Here is a 19,998-nt window from a genome sequence, read left to right as displayed (position 1 = left end):
TATAATCCGCCACCCTTTTTGAAAACATCGCAGCGGAGCGCCCATGAGCCAGCAAGATATTCCTGCATTATATCGAGATCACGATCAGCTACTTTCTGAATCGGGGTTTGCAACCGGCAACACTTGGTATCACGGTACAGCCTCTGGCCTTGTTGAAAGCATCAAGCAAAACGGTCTTATCCGTTCAGGCGATAAAGAGCTTAACAGCGCCATAAAACAAACCATGGCGACCATCGGCAATAGCTACAAAGAAAACAAGCAACCTGTTTTCATCACTCAAAGCAAATCCCTCGCATATTACTGGGCAGAACACAAAACACGTTCTCGTAATATCCAGCTAGCGGAAAAGAATGAAGGTCAAGAAACCCCCGTGGTTGTTCAGATTGATATGCCTGAAGAACTTCGTAGCGAAGTTAAACCTGATGTTGGCGCAGCGGCGTTCATTCTCACGGGTAATGACGCGTACATGGATTTTGTTAATGATCTATACACAGAATTGAAATTCGACGCTCCGCAAATCGACCCGATTAAAGCGGACCGCATGGAGTATCAAGATAAGCTTGGCATGGTGTATATCAACAAAGACATCCCCGCAAACAACGTAAGCATTGTAGAAAAGAAAGCGTAATAGAGAGCTTAATAGAAAGTCTAGTAAGGCTCTATTCACACCATAAAAAAACGGCTTTGAAAGCCGTTTTTTTATGGTTTCGCTGTGGTGTTTTTTAGTTCAATTTAACAAACACGGTTCAAACCATTCAAAGCAGCGATACGATACGCTTCTGCCATAGTCGGATAATTAAAGGTATTACCCACAAAATACTTAACCGTATTTCCGCCATTTTTTTGCTTCATGATAGCTTGACCGATGTGAATGATCTCGGACGCTTGGTCACCAAAGCAATGGATACCCAAGATCTCAAACGTCTCTCTGTGGAATAATAATTTAAGCATACCCACGTTTTCGCCAGTAATTTGTGCTCGGGCAATACTCTTAAAGAACGCCTGACCTACTTCATACGGCACCTTTTCGTTGGTCAGCTCACGTTCGGTTTTACCAACAGAGCTGATTTCCGGAATGGTATAAATACCAGTAGGCACATCCTCAACAAACCAAAAATCATCATCGCCAGCCATGTATGCTGCAACACTTCGACCTTGGTCATAAGCAGCACTGGCCAGACTTGGCCAACCCACAACATCACCCACTGCGTAAACATGGTCTGCTTGAGTTTTGTAATGGTCATCAACTTCTAACTGACCCCGGCCATTTGGTGTCAGGCCAACATGCTCCAGGCCAAGGTTCTGCGTATTACCTGAACGACCAGCAGCCCAAAACATCGCATCGGCTTTGATGACTTTACCTGACTGGAAATACACTTTAACGCTGTGCTCGTCTGCTTCCACACGATCGAACAATTCATTGTGTCGAATCAGCACACCGTTGTTGCGCAAGTGGTAACTTAACGCATCACTTATCTCGTCATCTAAGAACGGTAATAGACGCTCACCTGGATTAATCAAATCCACCTTTACACCCAAACCGCTAAAGATTGACGCGTATTCAGAGCCAATAACACCCGCGCCATAAATCACCATGGTGCGTGGAGTATGTTCTAATTTGAGAATCGTATCCGAGTCATAGATTCGCTCGTGATTGAAATCTACCGTTGGCGGGCGAAACGGACTAGAACCTGTGGCTATCACCACCTGCTCAGCGTGTAAGCGGGTGCCAGACGCGGGTCCGTCAAAAATCTCAATACAATGACTGTCTACAAATTGGCCATGACCGTGATACAAATGCACGCGGTTGCGACTGTAAAATTCGGTACGTAGTTTCACCTGCTTCGCGATAACACGCTCAGCGGTTTTCAGCACACGAGGAAAACTGAACCAGCGCGGTTCACCGATATCACGGAACATTGGGTTCGTGTTGTAGGAAATAATCTGCTTAACCGAATGGCGTAATGCTTTTGAAGGGATGGTGCCCCAATGAGTACAGTTACCACCCACCAATGGAGCTTCTTCTACCACAGCCACCTTTTTGCCTTTCTTAGCGGCGTTCATGGCAGCACCTTCACCCGAAGGCCCTGTTCCCAATACGATTACGTCATAATGGTAATCTGCCATATAGCTTCCTTATTTATTGTTTCCGGTTGCATCATAAGCCAAGTCAGATGGATCGCTTTGTTTGGCCTTTTTAATCTCGGTATCGCATTTCGTTTTATCGCCACCACAAACATCACATGCGGTCTCCATGCCGATCGCACTCATACCACCGCAAGAACCTGTAATGGGCTTTTTGGCCACAATGACGCCTATGGCCATCATAGCCATTATCACTAGCATAAACGCAAAGACCACCAACATCATTTCCATAATGGCACCTCAAATAAAAGATTATTAGTTAAATCGTGTTTTCCAGGCTTCAGAGTATTGCTCTTGGAAGCCATTATCTGTGCGAACTATAAAATAGGCCGCAATATTATGTTCTTTCGCCAATGCCAGTGCTTTTTCAGTCCCCATTACAAGCATAGCAGTGGCAATGGCATCCGCACGGGCACAAGTATCGGCTATTACGGTAACAGATCCAAGGCTATGAGCACTTGGCATGCCGGTAAACGGATCGATTGTATGGCTATAGCGCGTTCCATCCACTTCAAAAAAGTTGCGATAATCACCGCTGGTGGCCATACCAGCATCGGTTAAATTGAGAATTTTTTGTACACTGCGCGCACCAAGGGCAGCGTCGGTTTCCGGTGTTTCCACCGCAAGCTTCCACTCTTGCTGACTAGGCTTCATGCCTGAGACACGGATCTCTCCACCTATTTCCACCAAGTAATTGTGTGCACCTTTCGCCTCAAGCAACTGCGCGACAAGATCGACACCGAAACCCTTGGCAATAGCACTTAGATCCACATACCTGTGTGCCGACTTGGATAGAGACAATGTTAGCTTGTCTAGTTTGATGGCATCCATCCCCGTTTTTTCAAGGGCTGCTTGGACTTCTTGTTCAGAAGGCGGATTTACCGGGCGACCATCAGGCCCAAATCCCCATAAGTTGACCAATGGCCCCACTGTGACATCAAAATACCCGCCCGTCATTTCATAAAGCTGCTGAGACAAAAACACAACATCAGCAAATTCGGCACTGATCTTTTGTTCATAGGGCGCATTTTGCTGATTAAACTGGCTGATTTCACTTCGACCTTGGTAGGTAGACATTTGGCGATTCACTTCAACCAACAAGATATCAACTTCTTGTTTTAATTCATCACTGGAAACGCCAATATCATCGTAATAGCGCACACTGTAGGTCGTACCCATGGTATTTCCCTGAATGACGCTCGGTGAGTTCGGTGTTTCAGAACAGGCGGCTAAAAAAAGAACAGCGACAACAGCTGTAAGGTATGCTTTTAAGGGGAACATCTGTCCTCGTTTCTATCTTGGTAGTAACATTTTATGTAGTTTACTCTCACCCGCTTGAGTGAGCTGCCAATAATTACGTAAACCACTCTGTTCACTTGCGACATTTTCTATGACGCCAGCGCCTTTTAAGAACGCTTTCAAACGCTGAAACTCAATGTCATTACAACGCACGTCAGCAAGTGCATGGGCATCGGGCACAGCAACCATAAAATCATCTCGATAGTATTCAGCAACAAAGTCCTCGAGAATGCTGCGCATACGCTCTTCTGTTACCGGAGCCGTCATCACACTTGCAAGGTTTACATAGGTACTTTCCCATGTAAGGCTGATTTGTTTAGCTATTTCATGGCAATTGCCATGTGCAAAAACCTTCGCGGAAAAGCGAATAGGATAACTCTGCATATCCATCAAAGTATCAACTATCGCCTCTTTCACTTGCGGAATCGTAGCCTCGTCTGTCACAGCCACTTTGATCTGTGGCTTTAGATGCTCTCGCAAGACTTGTCGCGCGACCAACAATAATTCTTCCTGACCGTTCCAGTATTTAAATACACCGGACATCATCAAGCGATGAAGAGAACGTAAACGCTCGATTCCCTGCTGGCTAAGATGCTTCAGTTCTGTATTCTTTAGCAATGCAACAATGGTCTTTTGCTTGCTCTTGGCGTAAACCGCTTCGCGATGAATGTAGCTTTCACCGCTCTCGCTTTGTGTGCCATAGCCGTCGCCGACCAAAAGAATATAAACATCACATTCGTCAATTGCCTTGCGTACCAGTGTCCAGTCGTAATCGCCACTTTTCTTAGAAAAATAGGTTTGCACTGGCCAAGCGCCTAACTGAAGAATCACGCGATTCAGCGTGTAGATTGCATCCCCGGTATTCTCCGGATCTGCACTGATGTAAACCACTGGCCGTTGCGAAGGCATAATTTATAAATCCATTTTAAATCAAGGCTACTTAAATTAGGGCTAAAAGATGCAGCCCGTATAACCATAAACTCACTGAAAGCAGCGCAAAAAGTGTACTAATAACTATAATATTAGAAGCTAATACGTGATTTCCGCCAATACTGCGTACCATGACAAAACTGGCTGTCGCCGTTGGGCTCGCGAACATCACCGCTATGCATCCCAATTCGACACTATGGTACCCCATAAAGTAGGCTGCCATTATGGCGAATACTGGAACAAAAACCAATTTTACGAAGACAATCGAGAGGCTTAAACCACTGGTTTGCCGAAACTCCGACAAACTCATAGACGCACCAATCACTAGCAGCGCTAATGGTAAAGTCATATCCGCCAAATATGAAAGCGCATCATAAGCGATCACGGGTAGAGTTACATTGGCCCAGTTGGCAATAAAACCCAGCAATATAGCGATAATCAGCGGGTTCTTAACAGTATCAAGCAACGCTTTGCCAAACACTCCATGGCTCTCTTTCTTTAGGGACTGATTTAACCCCCAAATACTCAGTACATTAAACACTGGCGTGACCACTGCCAACATTACAGCGCCCAATGCTAGCCCCGCTTGACCGAAAGCATTCTCACATAACGCCAAACCAATGATACCTAAATTACTGCGAAACGCGCCTTGTACCGCCACGCCTCGGTCCTTGGCCTCAACCCAAAGCATCGATGCCCACCAGATCACGACAAAGGAAATCAGAGCCAATAGCATACACGTCAGGATAAAATGCCACTGCTCATCCACATTAATTGGGTTATCAAGCATGGCGACAAAAATCAAAAACGGTAAACACCAGTTAAACACCAAACGCGAAGCCATGGTGACAAAATCAGAGTTGAGCTGACCTTTAAGCTTTAGAAACAGTCCAAAGAAGATAATAATGAAAACAGGCGCCGTCACCGCTAGGGTCGCGCTTAATGCAGAGAAATAATCCAATTTTAACCAATATACTGTGGAATTTTCAGGGATTATATCAGACATGAGACAAATTAAGGGCACCTCTAACAAGTCACTTTAAACCTCTGGCCTTGATCGTGTTTCAAGATCAAGGCGTGGTATTGAAGGTCTAACGGGTTAAATCGATATGCCACAACACAGAGATTGGAACACGAGCAAGGCCCCGAAGGGCAAGGCCTGTAGCACTTTCCTTCGGTGTCAGGCTTCTGGGAAAGGACTCGTCATTACGCGGCGAAGCCTTCCTTGAATGAAAGCACGACAGGCGTCTTGCAGAGTCAAATTGACTTATTGGAGGTGCCCTTAGGGCACCTCTAACAAGTCACTTTAAACCTCTGGCCTTGATCGTGTTTCAAGATCACGGCGTGGTATTGAAGGTCTAACGGGTTAAATCGAAATGCCACAACACAGAGATTGGAACACAAGCAAGGCCCCGAAGGGCAAGGCCTGTAGCACTTTTCTTCGGTGTCAGGCTTCTGGGAAAGGACTCGTCATTACGCGGCGAAGCCTTCCTTGAATGAAAGCACAACAGGCGTCTTGCAGAGTCAAATTGACTTATTAGAGGTGCCCTTAAGTCAATTGTCTACAAAACAACCAATTTCAAACGCATTCATTTGTGATAGAATGCGCGGCCAAAATTGAGACGGTGTGAGCGGCCTCCCCTGACACCATCGCCAAACATGCAACACTATAGGTGCCGTACATGTCTCGCAAAAAGAAAGCGCGCTCAATAAAGCGCATAGCCGGTATCAAAACCGGTACAAAAGAGCGTACAAAGTTAGAAAATAAGCAGCGCAAAGAACGCAAAAAAGCGGCTTCTAAGGCCAAGCCAACGCGTCAACGCTCAATCTTCCAGCAGTTTTTGGATAAGACACAAACGGTCGATCCTGAATTTAGTGGTCAACCGCAAAAACCTCGTGCTGAAGAAGAAGCAGTTGCAGTAGAGCAACCCGTTGCGACTGAGCACGATCGCCAAGCAGACGAGCCAAAAGAGCAAAGCCTTTGGGATCAATTAGAGCGTCCAAAAAACACGGACACGTTCTAAGCCTTTTCTCACTGCCAACCTTTTAGTTACACCGCTACAAGGAAACTCGCTAAGCGCTTCATGGACACACTCAACATTGCAGGCCGCACACTAAAACTGGTGCGGCCTGGCACACCAGCAAAGCTGCCACTTCGCCCTTGGGATGCAGCGGACGAATACATCATTAACGAAGCGCAGGACCTAGCCAAAATCACTATCATCAACGATGGCTTTGGTGCACTGGGCTGTGTGCTTTCTGACCATATAGATCATTGGATCAGTGATAGTGCTTGCGCAAGCGATGCTCTCAACAGTAACTTAAATCGCAATGGCATTACTGCTCAGTTCCACATACTCTCTCCCATGCAGATGCAAAACGCTAACGGTGAGGTTGCTGCTATCAAGCTGCCACGCAATGCGAGCTACAATCACTATTTAATTGAACAGCTGATTCACCAAGGATACCGTGAAATATGGTTTGCGGGCATGATGAAGCACCTGCCCAAAAACTTGTTAAGCTTCCTACAACAGTTCGGCAATGTTCAGCGCTTACCGTTTGTGAAGAAAGCAACCATCTTCAAACTTGCTGTCGACACACCCAATGTCAAAAGCAGTGGCTACCCCAAACAATTGAACATCCATGGCCAAACCCTGTGGACCCATGCCAATGTATTTGGACGAGACAAGCTGGATTTGGGCGCAGAATTCTTCCTGCAGCATTTCAAATCAATTCAGTCTCAATGCCAAAAAGCACAACCTAAAGTCGCTGATTTATGCGCAGGATCTGGCATCCTAGGGCTTAAATTTAAAGAACTCGCGCCAGACTCTGAACTGCATTTTTACGATGAGTCCGCTATGGCCATCGAAAGCTGCCAACTCAGCTGGCAAGCAAACCAAACGGACAGCAATGTAGCGTTTCATTGGCAAGATGGCCTAGAGAATGCTGAACCTGTGTTCGATTTAATTCTTTGCAACCCGCCCTTCCACGAAAACAACACGGTCAGCGATCACATTGCTCGCCGCTTATTTAAGCAAGCCAAGCAAGCACTTGCAGAACAAGGACAGCTGTATATCGTCGCCAATCGACACCTGCCTTATCAGAGCGTCTTACAGCGCATGTTCAAACACGTAAACCAAGTGGCACAAAACAAAAAATTTGTAATATTGCATGCCCATGACTGATTACCGTATCCCCACCGATACAGCTCATACCGAGATTGAGGTGAAAAAAAGCCGCTTCATCGCCTACATAGGCCACACACCAGGCGTGGAAGAAGCGAAAGCGTTTATTCAATCGCTAAAAGAACAGTATCCAGATGCGCGCCATCATTGCTATGGATTCATTGCTGGCGCCCCCAGCGATAGTAACCAATATGGGTTTAGTGACGACAATGAACCCAGTGGCACCGCAGGCATGCCCATCTTCACCCACCTCGAACACGCCAATGTGGGTGAAACCACTATTGTCGTTGTGCGTTATTTTGGTGGAACAAAGCTGGGGACCGGTGGGCTCGCAAAAGCCTATGGCGATGCTGCCAAAGCCATCATGGAACAATGCGAATTAAAAACGAAAATTTTAATGCGCAACGCTCGTATCCAAACGCCCTTCGCGCAAGAGGCCGATGTTCGACGAGGCATTGAAAATGCTGACGGGATTATCCTCAATGCCCAATATAGCGACGAGGTAGTATTAGAGGTAGAAGTGCCTTTGCTGGCTGAGCCTGTACTGCCCTTTCAAGCTCAATGGTTAGAAGAAGACTCAACAACGTAGCGCGCGATGTGCTTGTAGCCGTCTTGCATCATATCTTTAAACACGAGATTAACTTCATAACAGGTTTGAGAGCGACGACAGATGCTATGAACATCAGCCTTCGTCTCTAACTGGACAGACTCAGAACCAAAATTCAAATTGAGGTTAAGCATAACCGAGCGGTATTTGGTTTGTTGCTCACGATCCACACCATAATTGAAAGTATCAATCTGTTTAGGCGTACAGTGCAAGGTTACACCGCGGGGGCTAAGAGACGCTCCGTCGAGACCGTTAAGCTCGATTCCATCATCTGTGTATACATCTGTCTTAAAAGAACTCTCAGATGGTGATGCTGTCAGTGCTGCTTTCATATATCAGATTAAATATTAATCAAATTATCAATATGTATAGTAATAAACCATCCATGCCAGATTTCAATGCTAAATCACAATTATTATCAATTTTGTAACAGAGTTGGCATACAATTTACGCAGGCATACAGAGAAGCGAAGCGATTCTTGCCTGATTTACACAATCAGCCTCATGCACCATTGATTGTTGCAATCAACCTTCTTGCACCACCATGATAGCGACACTCCGCAAGATAGATCCCCTGCCAAGTACCTAGCGCCAACTGACCATTACTAATGGGGATAGAAATTGAGTGACCTAGTAAACTACTTTTGATGTGCGCCGGCATGTCATCTGGCCCTTCTAAGGTGTGATCAAAATACTCCAACCCTTCCGGCACCAGCCTTTGCATAAAAACCTCAAAATCCGACCGAACAGTAGGATCCGCGTTTTCATTAATTAAAAGACCCGCTGAAGTGTGCTGGATAAAGAGATGGAGAACGCCCACCCTCAAAGACGCGATTTCGGGCAGCTGCTCAACGATCTCTCGGGTGACGAGATGCATGCCCTGGGGTTTGGGTTGTAATTGAATGGTTGTTTGATGCCACATGGTATTCAACAAGATTTAAAATTTAGAACTAATTAAACACCAGAATAGATTGTGAAAAAAGCCGAGGATACTATCCCCCTTCCTAAGAGCTATTCGCTATTTTTGGAGAGTGGCTCGCCTTCTTTTTCTGCTTCTTCAGCTTCGATTTTTCGTTTTACATCAACAAATGCAAACATCATCAAAGCCGCTAAAAAGAGCCTTAAATACTCTTCATTTATCAGAGCGCTAATTGTAACGGATACGGCACCTATAGGTAGGAGGATTAGAAGTGCTTTTAACATGGGTAAAGTCCATTTATTTTGTGTATACCATTTATGGTTTACAGCTTAGAGTTATTCATGGTGAATAAAATTAGACTTGTAAAGCCTCAAAACCAAGGAGATTTTTAAGCTTTGTAATCTATCAAACACCAAAAAATATTAATCTAAGTACTTACCAAAGCGCTCTCTAAACCTTCTTTGCCTGTTTTCTTTCATTTCCTGAAACACTGCATCATTTTCAGCCGAGTCAGGCAGGGTATGATCAGTTTGAACGTACTCTAGGTGCTCTGATTTTTCAATCCCACGAACCGACTTCACTTTTGTATCATAGAGCTTAAGGTTAGTTAGGTTAGGAAAATTTTCAAAGCCAGTGAGCTTTTTGATATTTGTTTTGGATAAGTCTAACTCTTTCAAACTTGGCAAAACCCCTGTTTCATAATATTCGAGGGGCTGATCAGCCAAATACAACTCTTTGAGCTTTGGAAGATTCTTTAGATTGACTATACGCTTTGTGTTATTTCGCGTTAGTACAAGTCTAGTTAACTCTGGTAAATCGTGGATCTTATCTATATTACGAATATTAGTTCCAGCAATCGAAAGCGACTCTAATGCTCTCAAATGCGATATTTGAGGGATTGATTTTAAAGGGCTATTTCCTAGTCTTAATTCCTTAAGGTTTGTAAGATTAGGCCCTATATCTAATGATTCGATATTAGTATCCCACAGCATTAAAGAGTTAAGGTTTTTCATATTATTTATAGCGGAAGCATCTTTGAGGTTATCCGACCTTATCTTGATTTCTTCCATTTTTTTAGCGTCCTTCAACGGATCTAAGGTACTTCCGAGCATACCAATCTTAAGTATCTTAAGGTTTTTTGCTGACTCAAGAAATGAAATATCAGGTATAACACATGTTTCACAGTAGAACTCCTCCAATGATGGCAGGTTCTTAACTCCTCCTACAATTTTAACCTCACTCTGACTATTTCCTGATCCTCTGAAGAACTTCAAATTAGATAAATTATTAATACCATTGAAGTCGATTAACTTATCATTTACAGCAACACGTAGATACATTAACTCATTCAAACTAGATATATCTGGGATTTTCTCAAGACTTGAAAAACGAATTATTAGCATACGTAATTTTTTAAATTTTAGTATCTGCTCAAAATCCGGGTATTTAACATAATCGTATTCAAGCCTGACTACATGACCATCTGGGTTAGTTGAGACATACAAAGCAGGCTGGCCGCTCGATACATCATCATAAAAATACCGAGTTCCTGTCAAAAAATACTCATCAAACTCATGAATCTGTCTTTCACTACCACCGCTACTAACAAGGCTCTCATCAATACCCGCACCTTGAATCAAGGCGTCCATTGCCGCTTGTTCACTTGGGTGAACCTTTAGGCGTTCAGCATAAGCTGAGGTCAGAGCCAAACTCAGACTAAAAAATACCAATACTAAACGAGTGATCATATACCTATATCCATTAATTGCTCGAATTATTCCTAAAGTGCTCGTGATCCCAAATAACATGCCGAGTTTAAGTATAATGTACCGATAATCCACCGGAACTACTGGGAGTTCACTTCACCATGGCACTCAGGTGTTTAATTGCTCCCATAAGGCCAAAATTTGTTTTTTTTTGATACAGGTATATTATCAAGACAGGAAGGCGATTACTCATTTTCGGAGCAATGGGAAGCTAGATTACCGAGAAAGCTCATATGAACTTCCCGCGCCAGTGAATTCTCTCTACAAACAATCGTACTTTTTATATTCTTCTTCGGTAATAGGCTCAGACTGTTTTAATTTCATGTCTATTTCTTTGATAGGAATGTAGCGATAAAAATAACGGTCATTCGACCGTTTATATTCAAGCTGGCTTGGATCGATGATTATTTTCCCGAGGCGATCAAGGTTTTGCCAACCATCAAGCTTGGTTATGTTTGTTCGATCCAGGCCTAATTCACGCAATATAGGCAAATGATCTAGGTTCTCTAGCTTTTTAACCGGGTTAGAATTGAGCCAGAGTTTTTCTAAACACTGGTTATGCTCTAAGCCTTCAATCTTTTCGATATGGTTTCGAGAGACATCCAATGTGTTGAGCTTTTTCAGCTTATTTAAACCAGCAAGCTTTTTAATATTATGATTGTTAAAATAGAGGGTTTTGAGCTCAGGATTCCCTTGCAGCCCTGCGATCTCTTCCAACTTTCCACTATAGAGCTTCAGTTCCTCAAGATTTGGGGCTTCATGCAAGCCCTCAAGGCTTGTAATAGGTGCATGATAGGTTGTGATACTTTTAAGCTTTGGCATATCCTTTAGAAATGCAAAATCTTTTACAGCGAAGGCAGTCACTTCTAACTCTTCAAGATTCTTAAGCTTATTTAAAGGTGACAAATCCTTGAGTTTTTTATTATTATTCCAAAACTCAAATCGCTTAAGTTTGGATAAGTGAGCAATACCAGATATGTCCGTCGTATAGCCTGAAGAAAGCTTAAGCTTTTCTAACCCATGATCTTTTGGAAGGCTATCAAGGGTTTTTAGATTATGACCGTTGAATCCGCCACCGACACTGATGCTCATCTCTTTTAAGTTAGGCATATTTTCTAGGCCTTTGAAACTCCCGATATCCGCTGATGTGAGCTCGACTTTGTACAATGATTCAAGACCAGACGCCTTTTCAAAATCAGCTACCGAAAGGTCAAACACATTCAAATATGCCAGTTTTTTAAGGTTACTCAACTCTGATACCGTAGTAACCGTACCGTCACCATGATACACATTGAGGCTTCGTAATTCAGGAAGGTTACTTAAACGTATATCCGATACTTTATTTTTAAAAAGATGAACCGCAATCAGATGCTTAAAACCATTCAATAGCTCTGTTTGACTAAAACTTGATTTTATCACATCAAGAGCTACAACATTGCCCTTATCATCAGTAATATAACTATTACCTAGGTGTGCAAGCCCAGCATCCTGAAAACTATCATCTCCGTCAATGATTCCATTTTCTTCTTTATCCCAATAAATAAGGCCATTATCATCGACAATATATTGATCTCTATCCAAGTAATGCCGAAATTCTTCTACAGGTAACTGTGCATTTTCAGCCACTTTTTTCAGCACTTCGTAGTCATGTTGATTAATAGGCGCCTGATCTTTACCAATGATGAAATCTAGCGACCAGCTTGGCACTGAAAACAAAACCAATAAATGTAAAAACAGTATTCGCATTAAAATCATTTTATAAACATTTATCCTAAGTTAAATAATTATTTGGGAATTTTTCAAAGCTACGTTGTTCAAATTCTTCCCAATCAACACCCAGAGGAGAATCGGGTTGTCTATAATACATATGATCAAAAATAAGCTTTTTATCGTTATATGAATCATTCATCTAAAATATAACCAATACCGATAATAAAAGCCCTTTCGTAAACGCAACACTGTAGTTCGATTAAGTTGGCAAGTAAGCACTCAGATAAAACCAGGATCAAGGTAGGGATATAGAAAAATGATACACACTCAAGCTTGTTTAAACTAGAGTGTGCGCCACCTATCAACTATTCGCTTAGGACGTCTAATTAAATTCGTCTACGACTTCTTGCTGACTGGCTAAAACAGCATGCTCAGACATTGGTAAGAAACGATTGGTATTGTCCTTCAGCCAGCTTTCAACAAAGTCCTTACGCTTACCAGTCCAAAACTGTGGGCTTTCTCGATTCATCAACTGCCAAGGCACCATAGGTGAAATCGGCTCCAATGGATCATAAGCCTCTGTATCCGAAAACGCTTGATTGTTCTCCGCGATGACTTTATTAACTTCAATTATCTTATCAGCTTTCTCAATAGCTTCTTCAAAGTCCCGTCTATGCGCTATGGGCTTATACCAGTGTGCCTCTGGATCTTCGAATCCCGTTGGATATGGAAGGCTGTACTGGCCTGTCACATCAGTATCATTGAATCCTGAATTACCTTTAGTTGTTAGTTTTACGCCAAGATCCCAACCGCGAGCCCTTAACTGAAGTGAAGGGTTTGTTATAACAGAAAACGGACGAATACCTTCATGCATAAACCCTGTGGCTGTTTGATAATCCAATTTAACCGTAGCTGCATATACATATTTACTACTACTAGGCAACCAACTTTCAATTAAATCCTCCAACAGGTTATCATCTGCATCAAACCCCGAAAGAAGCTTAAGTCTTCTCAAAGAATCTTTATCAGTGTTCGTATCATCTTGGTCTCGTGTCAACAAGCGTTGAATTCTCTGAATTTTCTCTGGAAGCTTTTCAGACTCATCATCCCAAACCAATCTAACGTCACTTTCTGACTCTTTAATTTCGCCGATGTACTTGAGACTGGTATTGAATGATGGCCCATCTATCCAGTTTAAACTACCCGCTACCTTATGCAGGCGAATACTCGCAGGAACTGACCGCCAATTAAGGTTTTGATTTTCGTAGTTATCTTTCTCGATATCATCGCAAACGACGATAATGGCTAGTTCTACAGGTCGATTCCATCTGAAATTATCAAGCTGAGCAACATTTTTTCGAGGAAAGCCGTTTCGATCTTTTTTTAGAGAAATCCCCTTACTCCATAGCCTGTGTGGGAATATATACCGTCCGCCTTCAACACCCATGGCCCTCATAAGACAAAAACTTTTAGCCCCTTTGAATAGAGTTGGATATGTTTGTGCTTCTTTACCAATCGCTAAAAACTCACTGTTAATCAAGTGCTTTTCAGGCACCTCCTGTGAAAACCCCTTGGCATTCGTGAGTGTATGGATTCTCTGACCATTTAAGGTAAGGGTAAATTCATCTAACCCACCATCAAAGGTGACTAATTTTTTAGTATTAGCTTGATTTGCGACAACGACTTGGAAGCCGTAATCCATTTCCCAAGTCTTATCCCAGTTCCATAAGCCTTCGATCTCATCGCCACTGGTATTCAGCCAACTACTAAATGCACCGGCCATAGGTTTTGTGCCAAATATTTGGTTGGTACCAAACATATAAAACGGAATGATAATGGCGCCATAAGCATCTTTAATATCTATACCGTGCTTTTCTAATAAGTCCTTATCCTGACCTATCAAGTCATCCTCTGATAGCTTTTTAACATAAGCTTTTGTCGCAGGGCCTTCCATATTCCATCCGTCCAATCGAATAGGTGATACCTGAATTGGAAGAAAACAAATAGAACGATCATTTGAATCGATCATTTCCTTTATTGATTCATTATTTTTTGTGTCTAAAATGACGGTAATACGGACCTGATCGAAAGGGGTAAGCTCACTGCGCTCGGTCATTTTGGACCAACCGCCCTTACCTTTTGCCCCAATACTTCGATGACATATATTCATGTCTAAATAGATACTGCTATCCAGCTCTTTAAACGTGGGCTTTAACGTACTAGCGAGACTGGAGAAGTCTTGCGATGCGGTATAATGAATCGGCATGTACTTTTGAAACTTGGCGGTAATGGTATGGTCTCTATAACCGCTGACGACATTTTTAGTGTTCTGCCAAATATAGTTAGCACCTAAAATAGGGTTAGCAGCAAGTCCTTGAAGGACTTGTTTTTTTAATTTCCTTGCATCTTCAGAAATTAGAAATACAGGGAAAAGTAAATCTGATGGATTGAATGATGTAGCCAAATGCTGCCTCAATTCAGCGATTTTTCTATCAATCTCGTTTGCATCAGGTTTTTCAGGAAGGTTGTCTACTTGTCCAGTTTCAACCAATTGTATCCACTGCTCATCAAGTGCAACAGGGAAAATTGGTCCCATTTCCAGCTCCCAGCCATCACTCAATAAATAGCGATCAATGTAGTCCTCAACACGGTAATGAGCTAGGTTTGATTGAAAATCAAAAGCCTCTCGATCATCGGCATAATCAATAAAATCGCCTCCAGAACGAATCCGATCTAACCAATCACCGTTTTCAATAGCGCAACGCATTAACAAGCGTTGTAAACCAGATAAGGCCTCTGCCCTTAGTCTAAATTGTTCATTCAGAACATCATCCGCATTGCGGCCATCTTTGTGCTCTTGACCAGCAACTAATAATGTCTGGTTAGCGGCTGAAAGAAGCCCTTGCTGGTCTAGTTTATTCAACTCACCCAGAGAGTGCTCACCAAAAATGAGCTTGTCGGCATATTGACCCGCATCCATAAGAAGGCCACCCACATACCACAGAAGCGCTGCCGCAGCATGTAGTGGATGCACTGTCGGAGCACCCATCACCAAATCAATAGCAGCGATAGCTGCTTTTTTCGCTGCTGCATCCTGTTGTGAGAAATTAAGAGTATAAATAGAGCGTGCCCTTTCAAGCACATCGAGGCCCTCACGAGAAGGAAAATAGGATTTGTCTAGATTTAGACTTATTTGCGCTACAACGCGTCGATTTTTCTGACGCCCCGCTTCAGTACTATTATCATAGGCAGGGTCTGTCATGCCACGGCCTTCTACAAAAACACGCTCACTATCTTTGTCGCTGAAGCCTAAGGCTTTTCTAACAGACTCGGCTCTGCGTAAAGATAAACCTAAATTGTATTCAGCAGTACCTATGGAACAAGTATGCCCTATTAGCGTGAGTTTTGTAGAGGACGGTAACGAATTAAATAATTCTTTAAAATCTTCGAAACTATTATCGGGCTTAAACTGACTCCTATCGAATGCAAACGTTACAAACAGGTTATAGACATCACCATCAGGTTTCTTTTCAACATAAACATGCTGGTTTTTAAACTCTATGATTTTTTCTTTCGCTTTCTGCTTTTCGCTATCACTAACTTCTGTGCGGACCACCATTTGGACTTGTTTAGCATAGTCCAACATTAGCGACTTATAGCGAGCGCTACTTTTCTCCTCATCCTCATAGACATCAACAATCTCTTTGATTGAATTTACTAGAGACAGTGCATCAATTGGAGTACCTACTATGTCATCCGCCTTCTTAAAATAGCCATTTGTCTTTTTGAGAATACTCTTAAAATTATCATCAATTTTAACAACATTGCTCAAGTCAATAGATTCATGAGCGCCAGCAATTTTTGCTGATACATTTCTCACTGCATCCAGTGCTTTTGTATTTTGTATACTGCTAGTAATCCCTTTAATATAAGCAGGGACATTAGGGATACTCGACTTATCCTTAGGAATGTCTTTGACAAGCTTCGCTATTCCCCCAGCGGAGTCATAAACATTAAAAGCAAGACTAATTGAATCTTGTAAGCTAACGTTTCCCGTCTTGATACTAGAAAGGATCTGTGTTTGGCTCGCCAACAAAGCACCAACATTTTTTGCAGCCAAAATCCCATGTTCTGCACCAAGAATACCCGCCGCCGTTTTTGTCCCTGATAAAGTACCATGCAAGCCATGAATATAGCTTGAAAAACCTTGATTATTCTCTTTTATATTTTGAGCGACTTCGGCTGGGTCCTCGCTGCTGTTAATCTTATCTATGATGTGCTTATAGGATGCAGGAAACTGTTTGATCATCGCTTCCTCTAGGCTAATAGCATCACCATTTAAAATTTCAAATTCGCCTGCTATATTGGTAATAGGAAAACGTAGACGTTCCACCAAGCTATATTGATTATTCTGTATCCCAAGCCCTACGCCATATTGTTCATCAAGAGAAACCTCTATACGATATACTTGATCTTCTTGGTCTAGGTCTTCACTAAACTCATTCAATGGATCATAAAATAGAGCAGCACATACACTCATGTTGGTATCTTTAAGCTTTTCTACCAGTCCATATCGAGTATCTGATGTAACACTATGGGGGCTGGATGAAAATACTGGCTTACCCTGACGGTTGAATACTCTAACTGTTGAATTTTCATATTTCTCACTTGAAAATATGATGGCTAAGACCCGAGTCTGAGGCACAACAATGGCATCAATTGTTTCAATACCGCTATTAGCAAGCTCTGTCAGCCATTGATTGTATGCTCTATCATCATTACTCTTCGGATCCTCAATAACTTTCTCTAAGTGTTTTTCAACGCTAAGCACCCTTCTATCATCATCAATGGATAGCCCAGAACCACTCATACCAGCAATCTGATCTATATTTTTTCGAACTTCGTCAATCCAGTTCTCGTAGCCTTTAGCCACAAGGTTGTACATAATTAACTGCTGAGGCGGAAAATAAACAGTGGTCTGCTTGGGAATAGCAGTTAATTCATTGCCAAGCGTAAAGGGGGTAATATCTTGGACGGCTTGATTATTGGTTTTGCCACTTTCAAAGTTAGAAATTGCACCAAATTGATTGGTTAAAAATAATTGACTAGCGCCCTTTACTTGATTGACGTTAATAGGGTTTCCTGTTTCATCTAGCTCGGTATAACTTGCCAATACCCATTCGTCACTTTTCAAGGCTAAAAACGTATTGGCAATAGGTCTAGCGGAATTTTCTACGATGCCACCGTTTTGGTCCTGTTTAACTCCGAGCAAATAAACATTTTTAACTTTACGTATATCTTTTTCTTGCTGCCCCATTTTAACCTCCCTGTATTAACTCTAAACTTACTCACTCTCCGGTAGGGAGTAACCTGATTCTAAAAATGGTCTAGTATTATATAAAGCCGTATTTCCTATATCCCCGTCACCGGGAAGTGTATAAGCGCGATATTTATCATCTTTATGGCTTGCAACTCGAACACCGCCACTGATAATGATGCCATCTGCCGAAATACCTTGAAGCGATGTACGAACCATGCCTTTTGGGTACTGATACGCCACTGTATCCGGCTCATAAACCGGTGTCGCATAGATTTCAAAGGGTTCGCCCTCTTTAATCCAATGCTTTCCATCTAAGGTTAAAACACCATGTGTATTTGGTATTTCTTTAAGCACTTTGCCTGTATCAAAATCGTAAAATGTGGCAACGCCATCCTGAATATCGACCATTTGATTATCATTATCATAAGCAAACGCGCGGTGGATATAGTTCTTTCCAAAACGATCGGCGATGTACTTTGTTTCTTGTGATTCCATATCGTACTGAACAAGGCTGCCAGTGCCTGAAAAGGTAAGATAGCGGCCTCCTTTGAACCACATAAAATTGGGTGGCCCTCCACGCCTATCCATGACAATCACTTCTTTGGTTTTTAAATCTAATAATCGTCTTTCATAATAAATACCATGGGCCATGGCATAGGCAACGTAACGGTTATCAGGCGAGCGTACAAAAGGAACTACTCCTCGATAGAAAGACTGCTCAAGGTGAGAAGGCATTAGCTCTTCTGGCGTCGCCACAAGACGCAAATCCGTTCCATCGGGTTTGATACTCCATAAACTGAGATTCGAAATGTTGTCTTCCAGATGTGGTTCAACCCATGTGAATTGAATACGGGGAGTACTCATAATCTCAGGATCATCCCATTTTTCTTTTTTTATATTATCTGGGTCGTAGTGAACCAAGTACTCACGATAGGTATTGCCTTCACCAATTAGTTTTGGAGGCACGACTCTGTCGCAGGCTGATAAGAAAGCAGCGAATAGTAATAGACAAAACCACTTAACGAGTTTTAACGACAAACGATTAACCATTTACTTTCAATCCAAAAATACTCTGATATACGATTTCATCATCACTGCATTATCTATGCACTTATTCACTCTCGGGCAGGGAGTAACCTGATTCTAAAAATGGTCTAGTATTATATAAAGCCGTGTTAGCAATATAACCATCACCCGGCAGCCTAAATACCATTATTTTGTCGTGCTTATGTGTAACGACTCGAACACCACCGCTAACAATGATTCCGTCTGCTGATATGGCTTGCAGAGATGACCTCACCATCCCCGTGGGGTATTCATACGCCACCTTATCGGGTTCTAAAACTGATGTCGCATATGTATCAAAACCCTTGCCTTCTTTAATCCAATGCTTTCCATCTAAGGTTAAAACACCATGTGTATTTGGTATTTCTTTAAGCACTTTGCCTGTATCAAAATCGTAAAATGTGGCAACGCCATCCTGAATATCGACCATTTGATTACCATTATCATAAGCAAACGCGCGGTGGATATAGTTCTTTCCAAAACGATCGGCGATGTACTTTGTTTCTTGTGATTCCATATCGTACTGAACAAGGCTGCCAGTGCCTGAAAAGGTAAGATAGCGGCCTCCTTTGAACCACATAAAATTGGGTGGCCCTCCACGCCTATCCATGACAATCACTTCTTTGGTTTTTAAATCCAATAATCGTCTTTCATAATAAATACCATGGGCCATAGCATAGGCAACGTAACGGTTATCAGGTGAGCGCACAAAAGGAACTTCTCCTCGATAGCGAGATTGTTCAAGGTGTGCAGGCATTAGCTCTTCTGGCGTGGCCACAAGACGCAAATCCGTTCCATCGGGTTTGATACTCCATAAACTGAGATTCGAAATGTTGTCTTCCAGATGTGGTTCAACCCATGTGAATTGAATACGGGGAGTACTCATAATCTCAGGGTCGTCCCATTGTTCTTTTTTTATATTATCTGGGTCATAGTGAACTAAGTACTTGCGATAAGTTTCTGCCTCCATCGTTAAGGTTGGAGGCACAACTCGATCACAAGCAGATACAATTGTCGTTAAAACAAATATTACGACAAACCTAATCATAAAC

17 protein-coding genes are annotated in these 19,998 nt (G+C 42.5%); 4 read left to right on the top strand and 13 right to left on the bottom strand.

What is annotated here, in order from left to right; all coding sequences use genetic code 11:
• Positions 1-43 precede the first annotated feature (43 nt).
• A complete protein-coding gene (locus tag HF888_RS07355; RefSeq protein ID WP_007017678.1) occupies positions 44-628 on the top strand; it encodes a hypothetical protein in 585 nt (194 codons plus the stop codon).
• A gap of 104 nt (positions 629-732) precedes the next feature.
• On the opposite strand, the gene sthA is transcribed toward HF888_RS07355, so the two are convergent.
• The 5 genes from sthA to HF888_RS07330 all read right to left on the bottom strand — a co-directional run bounded on the left by sthA (position 733) and on the right by HF888_RS07330 (position 5,380).
• Positions 733-2,127 (bottom strand): Si-specific NAD(P)(+) transhydrogenase, encoded by a 1,395-nt coding sequence (gene sthA, locus HF888_RS07350; RefSeq protein WP_007017677.1) that lies wholly within the window; start codon positions 2,125-2,127, stop codon positions 733-735.
• Between the two features lie 9 nt (positions 2,128-2,136).
• Complete coding sequence (gene nqrM, locus HF888_RS07345; RefSeq protein WP_007017676.1) at positions 2,137-2,376, bottom strand: (Na+)-NQR maturation NqrM; 240 nt, start codon at positions 2,374-2,376, stop codon at positions 2,137-2,139.
• Between the two features lie 24 nt (positions 2,377-2,400).
• Complete coding sequence (locus HF888_RS07340) at positions 2,401-3,324, bottom strand: FAD:protein FMN transferase (RefSeq protein WP_165837032.1); 924 nt, start codon at positions 3,322-3,324, stop codon at positions 2,401-2,403.
• Between the two features lie 114 nt (positions 3,325-3,438).
• Complete coding sequence (locus HF888_RS07335) at positions 3,439-4,353, bottom strand: DUF4062 domain-containing protein (RefSeq protein WP_007017674.1); 915 nt, start codon at positions 4,351-4,353, stop codon at positions 3,439-3,441.
• A gap of 31 nt (positions 4,354-4,384) precedes the next feature.
• Positions 4,385-5,380, bottom strand: coding sequence for an AEC family transporter (locus HF888_RS07330; protein ID WP_007017673.1), 996 nt, complete (start codon positions 5,378-5,380; stop codon positions 4,385-4,387).
• Positions 5,381-6,056: 676 nt separating this feature from the next.
• Between HF888_RS07330 and HF888_RS07325 the strand changes: the two genes are divergently transcribed.
• Genes HF888_RS07325 through HF888_RS07315 form a run of 3 tightly spaced genes read left to right on the top strand, consistent with a single transcriptional unit; the run spans position 6,057 to position 8,148 of the window.
• Positions 6,057-6,398, top strand: a complete 342-nt coding sequence (locus tag HF888_RS07325) for a hypothetical protein (RefSeq protein ID WP_007017672.1) — start codon at positions 6,057-6,059, stop codon at positions 6,396-6,398.
• Between the two features lie 60 nt (positions 6,399-6,458).
• On the top strand, positions 6,459-7,559 hold the full coding sequence (locus HF888_RS07320) for a class I SAM-dependent methyltransferase (RefSeq protein WP_007017671.1): 1,101 nt from the start codon (positions 6,459-6,461) through the stop codon (positions 7,557-7,559).
• A complete protein-coding gene (locus tag HF888_RS07315; protein ID WP_007017670.1) occupies positions 7,552-8,148 on the top strand; it encodes a YigZ family protein in 597 nt (198 codons plus the stop codon). Before HF888_RS07320 ends, HF888_RS07315 begins: the two co-directional genes overlap by 8 nt.
• Here the strand turns inward: HF888_RS07315 and HF888_RS07310 are convergent.
• From HF888_RS07310 to HF888_RS07275, 8 genes are all read right to left on the bottom strand, one after another.
• A complete protein-coding gene (locus tag HF888_RS07310) occupies positions 8,118-8,498 on the bottom strand; it encodes a hypothetical protein (protein WP_007017669.1) in 381 nt (126 codons plus the stop codon). The two genes, HF888_RS07315 and HF888_RS07310, sit on opposite strands and share 31 nt — an antisense overlap.
• A gap of 170 nt (positions 8,499-8,668) precedes the next feature.
• On the bottom strand, positions 8,669-9,088 hold the full coding sequence (locus tag HF888_RS07305; protein WP_007017668.1) for a secondary thiamine-phosphate synthase enzyme YjbQ: 420 nt from the start codon (positions 9,086-9,088) through the stop codon (positions 8,669-8,671).
• Between the two features lie 89 nt (positions 9,089-9,177).
• Complete coding sequence (locus HF888_RS07300) at positions 9,178-9,369, bottom strand: hypothetical protein (RefSeq protein ID WP_007017667.1); 192 nt, start codon at positions 9,367-9,369, stop codon at positions 9,178-9,180.
• 138 nt (positions 9,370-9,507) lie between these two features.
• Positions 9,508-10,833 (bottom strand): leucine-rich repeat domain-containing protein, encoded by a 1,326-nt coding sequence (locus HF888_RS07295; RefSeq protein WP_007017666.1) that lies wholly within the window; start codon positions 10,831-10,833, stop codon positions 9,508-9,510.
• A 279-nt stretch (positions 10,834-11,112) separates the two neighbouring features.
• Positions 11,113-12,597, bottom strand: coding sequence for a leucine-rich repeat domain-containing protein (locus tag HF888_RS07290; protein WP_165837031.1), 1,485 nt, complete (start codon positions 12,595-12,597; stop codon positions 11,113-11,115).
• Between the two features lie 346 nt (positions 12,598-12,943).
• On the bottom strand, positions 12,944-17,878 hold the full coding sequence (locus tag HF888_RS07285; RefSeq protein WP_007017663.1) for an OmpA family protein: 4,935 nt from the start codon (positions 17,876-17,878) through the stop codon (positions 12,944-12,946).
• Between the two features lie 27 nt (positions 17,879-17,905).
• On the bottom strand, positions 17,906-18,847 hold the full coding sequence (locus HF888_RS07280) for a hypothetical protein (RefSeq protein ID WP_243469378.1): 942 nt from the start codon (positions 18,845-18,847) through the stop codon (positions 17,906-17,908).
• Between the two features lie 145 nt (positions 18,848-18,992).
• On the bottom strand, positions 18,993-19,994 hold the full coding sequence (locus HF888_RS07275) for a hypothetical protein (protein WP_007017661.1): 1,002 nt from the start codon (positions 19,992-19,994) through the stop codon (positions 18,993-18,995).
• Between the last annotated feature and the right edge of the window lie 4 nt (positions 19,995-19,998).

This window comes from Bermanella marisrubri (assembly GCF_012295615.1).
GTDB classification, from domain to species: Bacteria; Pseudomonadota; Gammaproteobacteria; order Pseudomonadales; family Oceanobacteraceae; genus Bermanella; species Bermanella marisrubri.
Note: the sequence above shows the minus strand (reverse complement) of the source record. Positions and strands in the feature narration are given on the sequence as shown.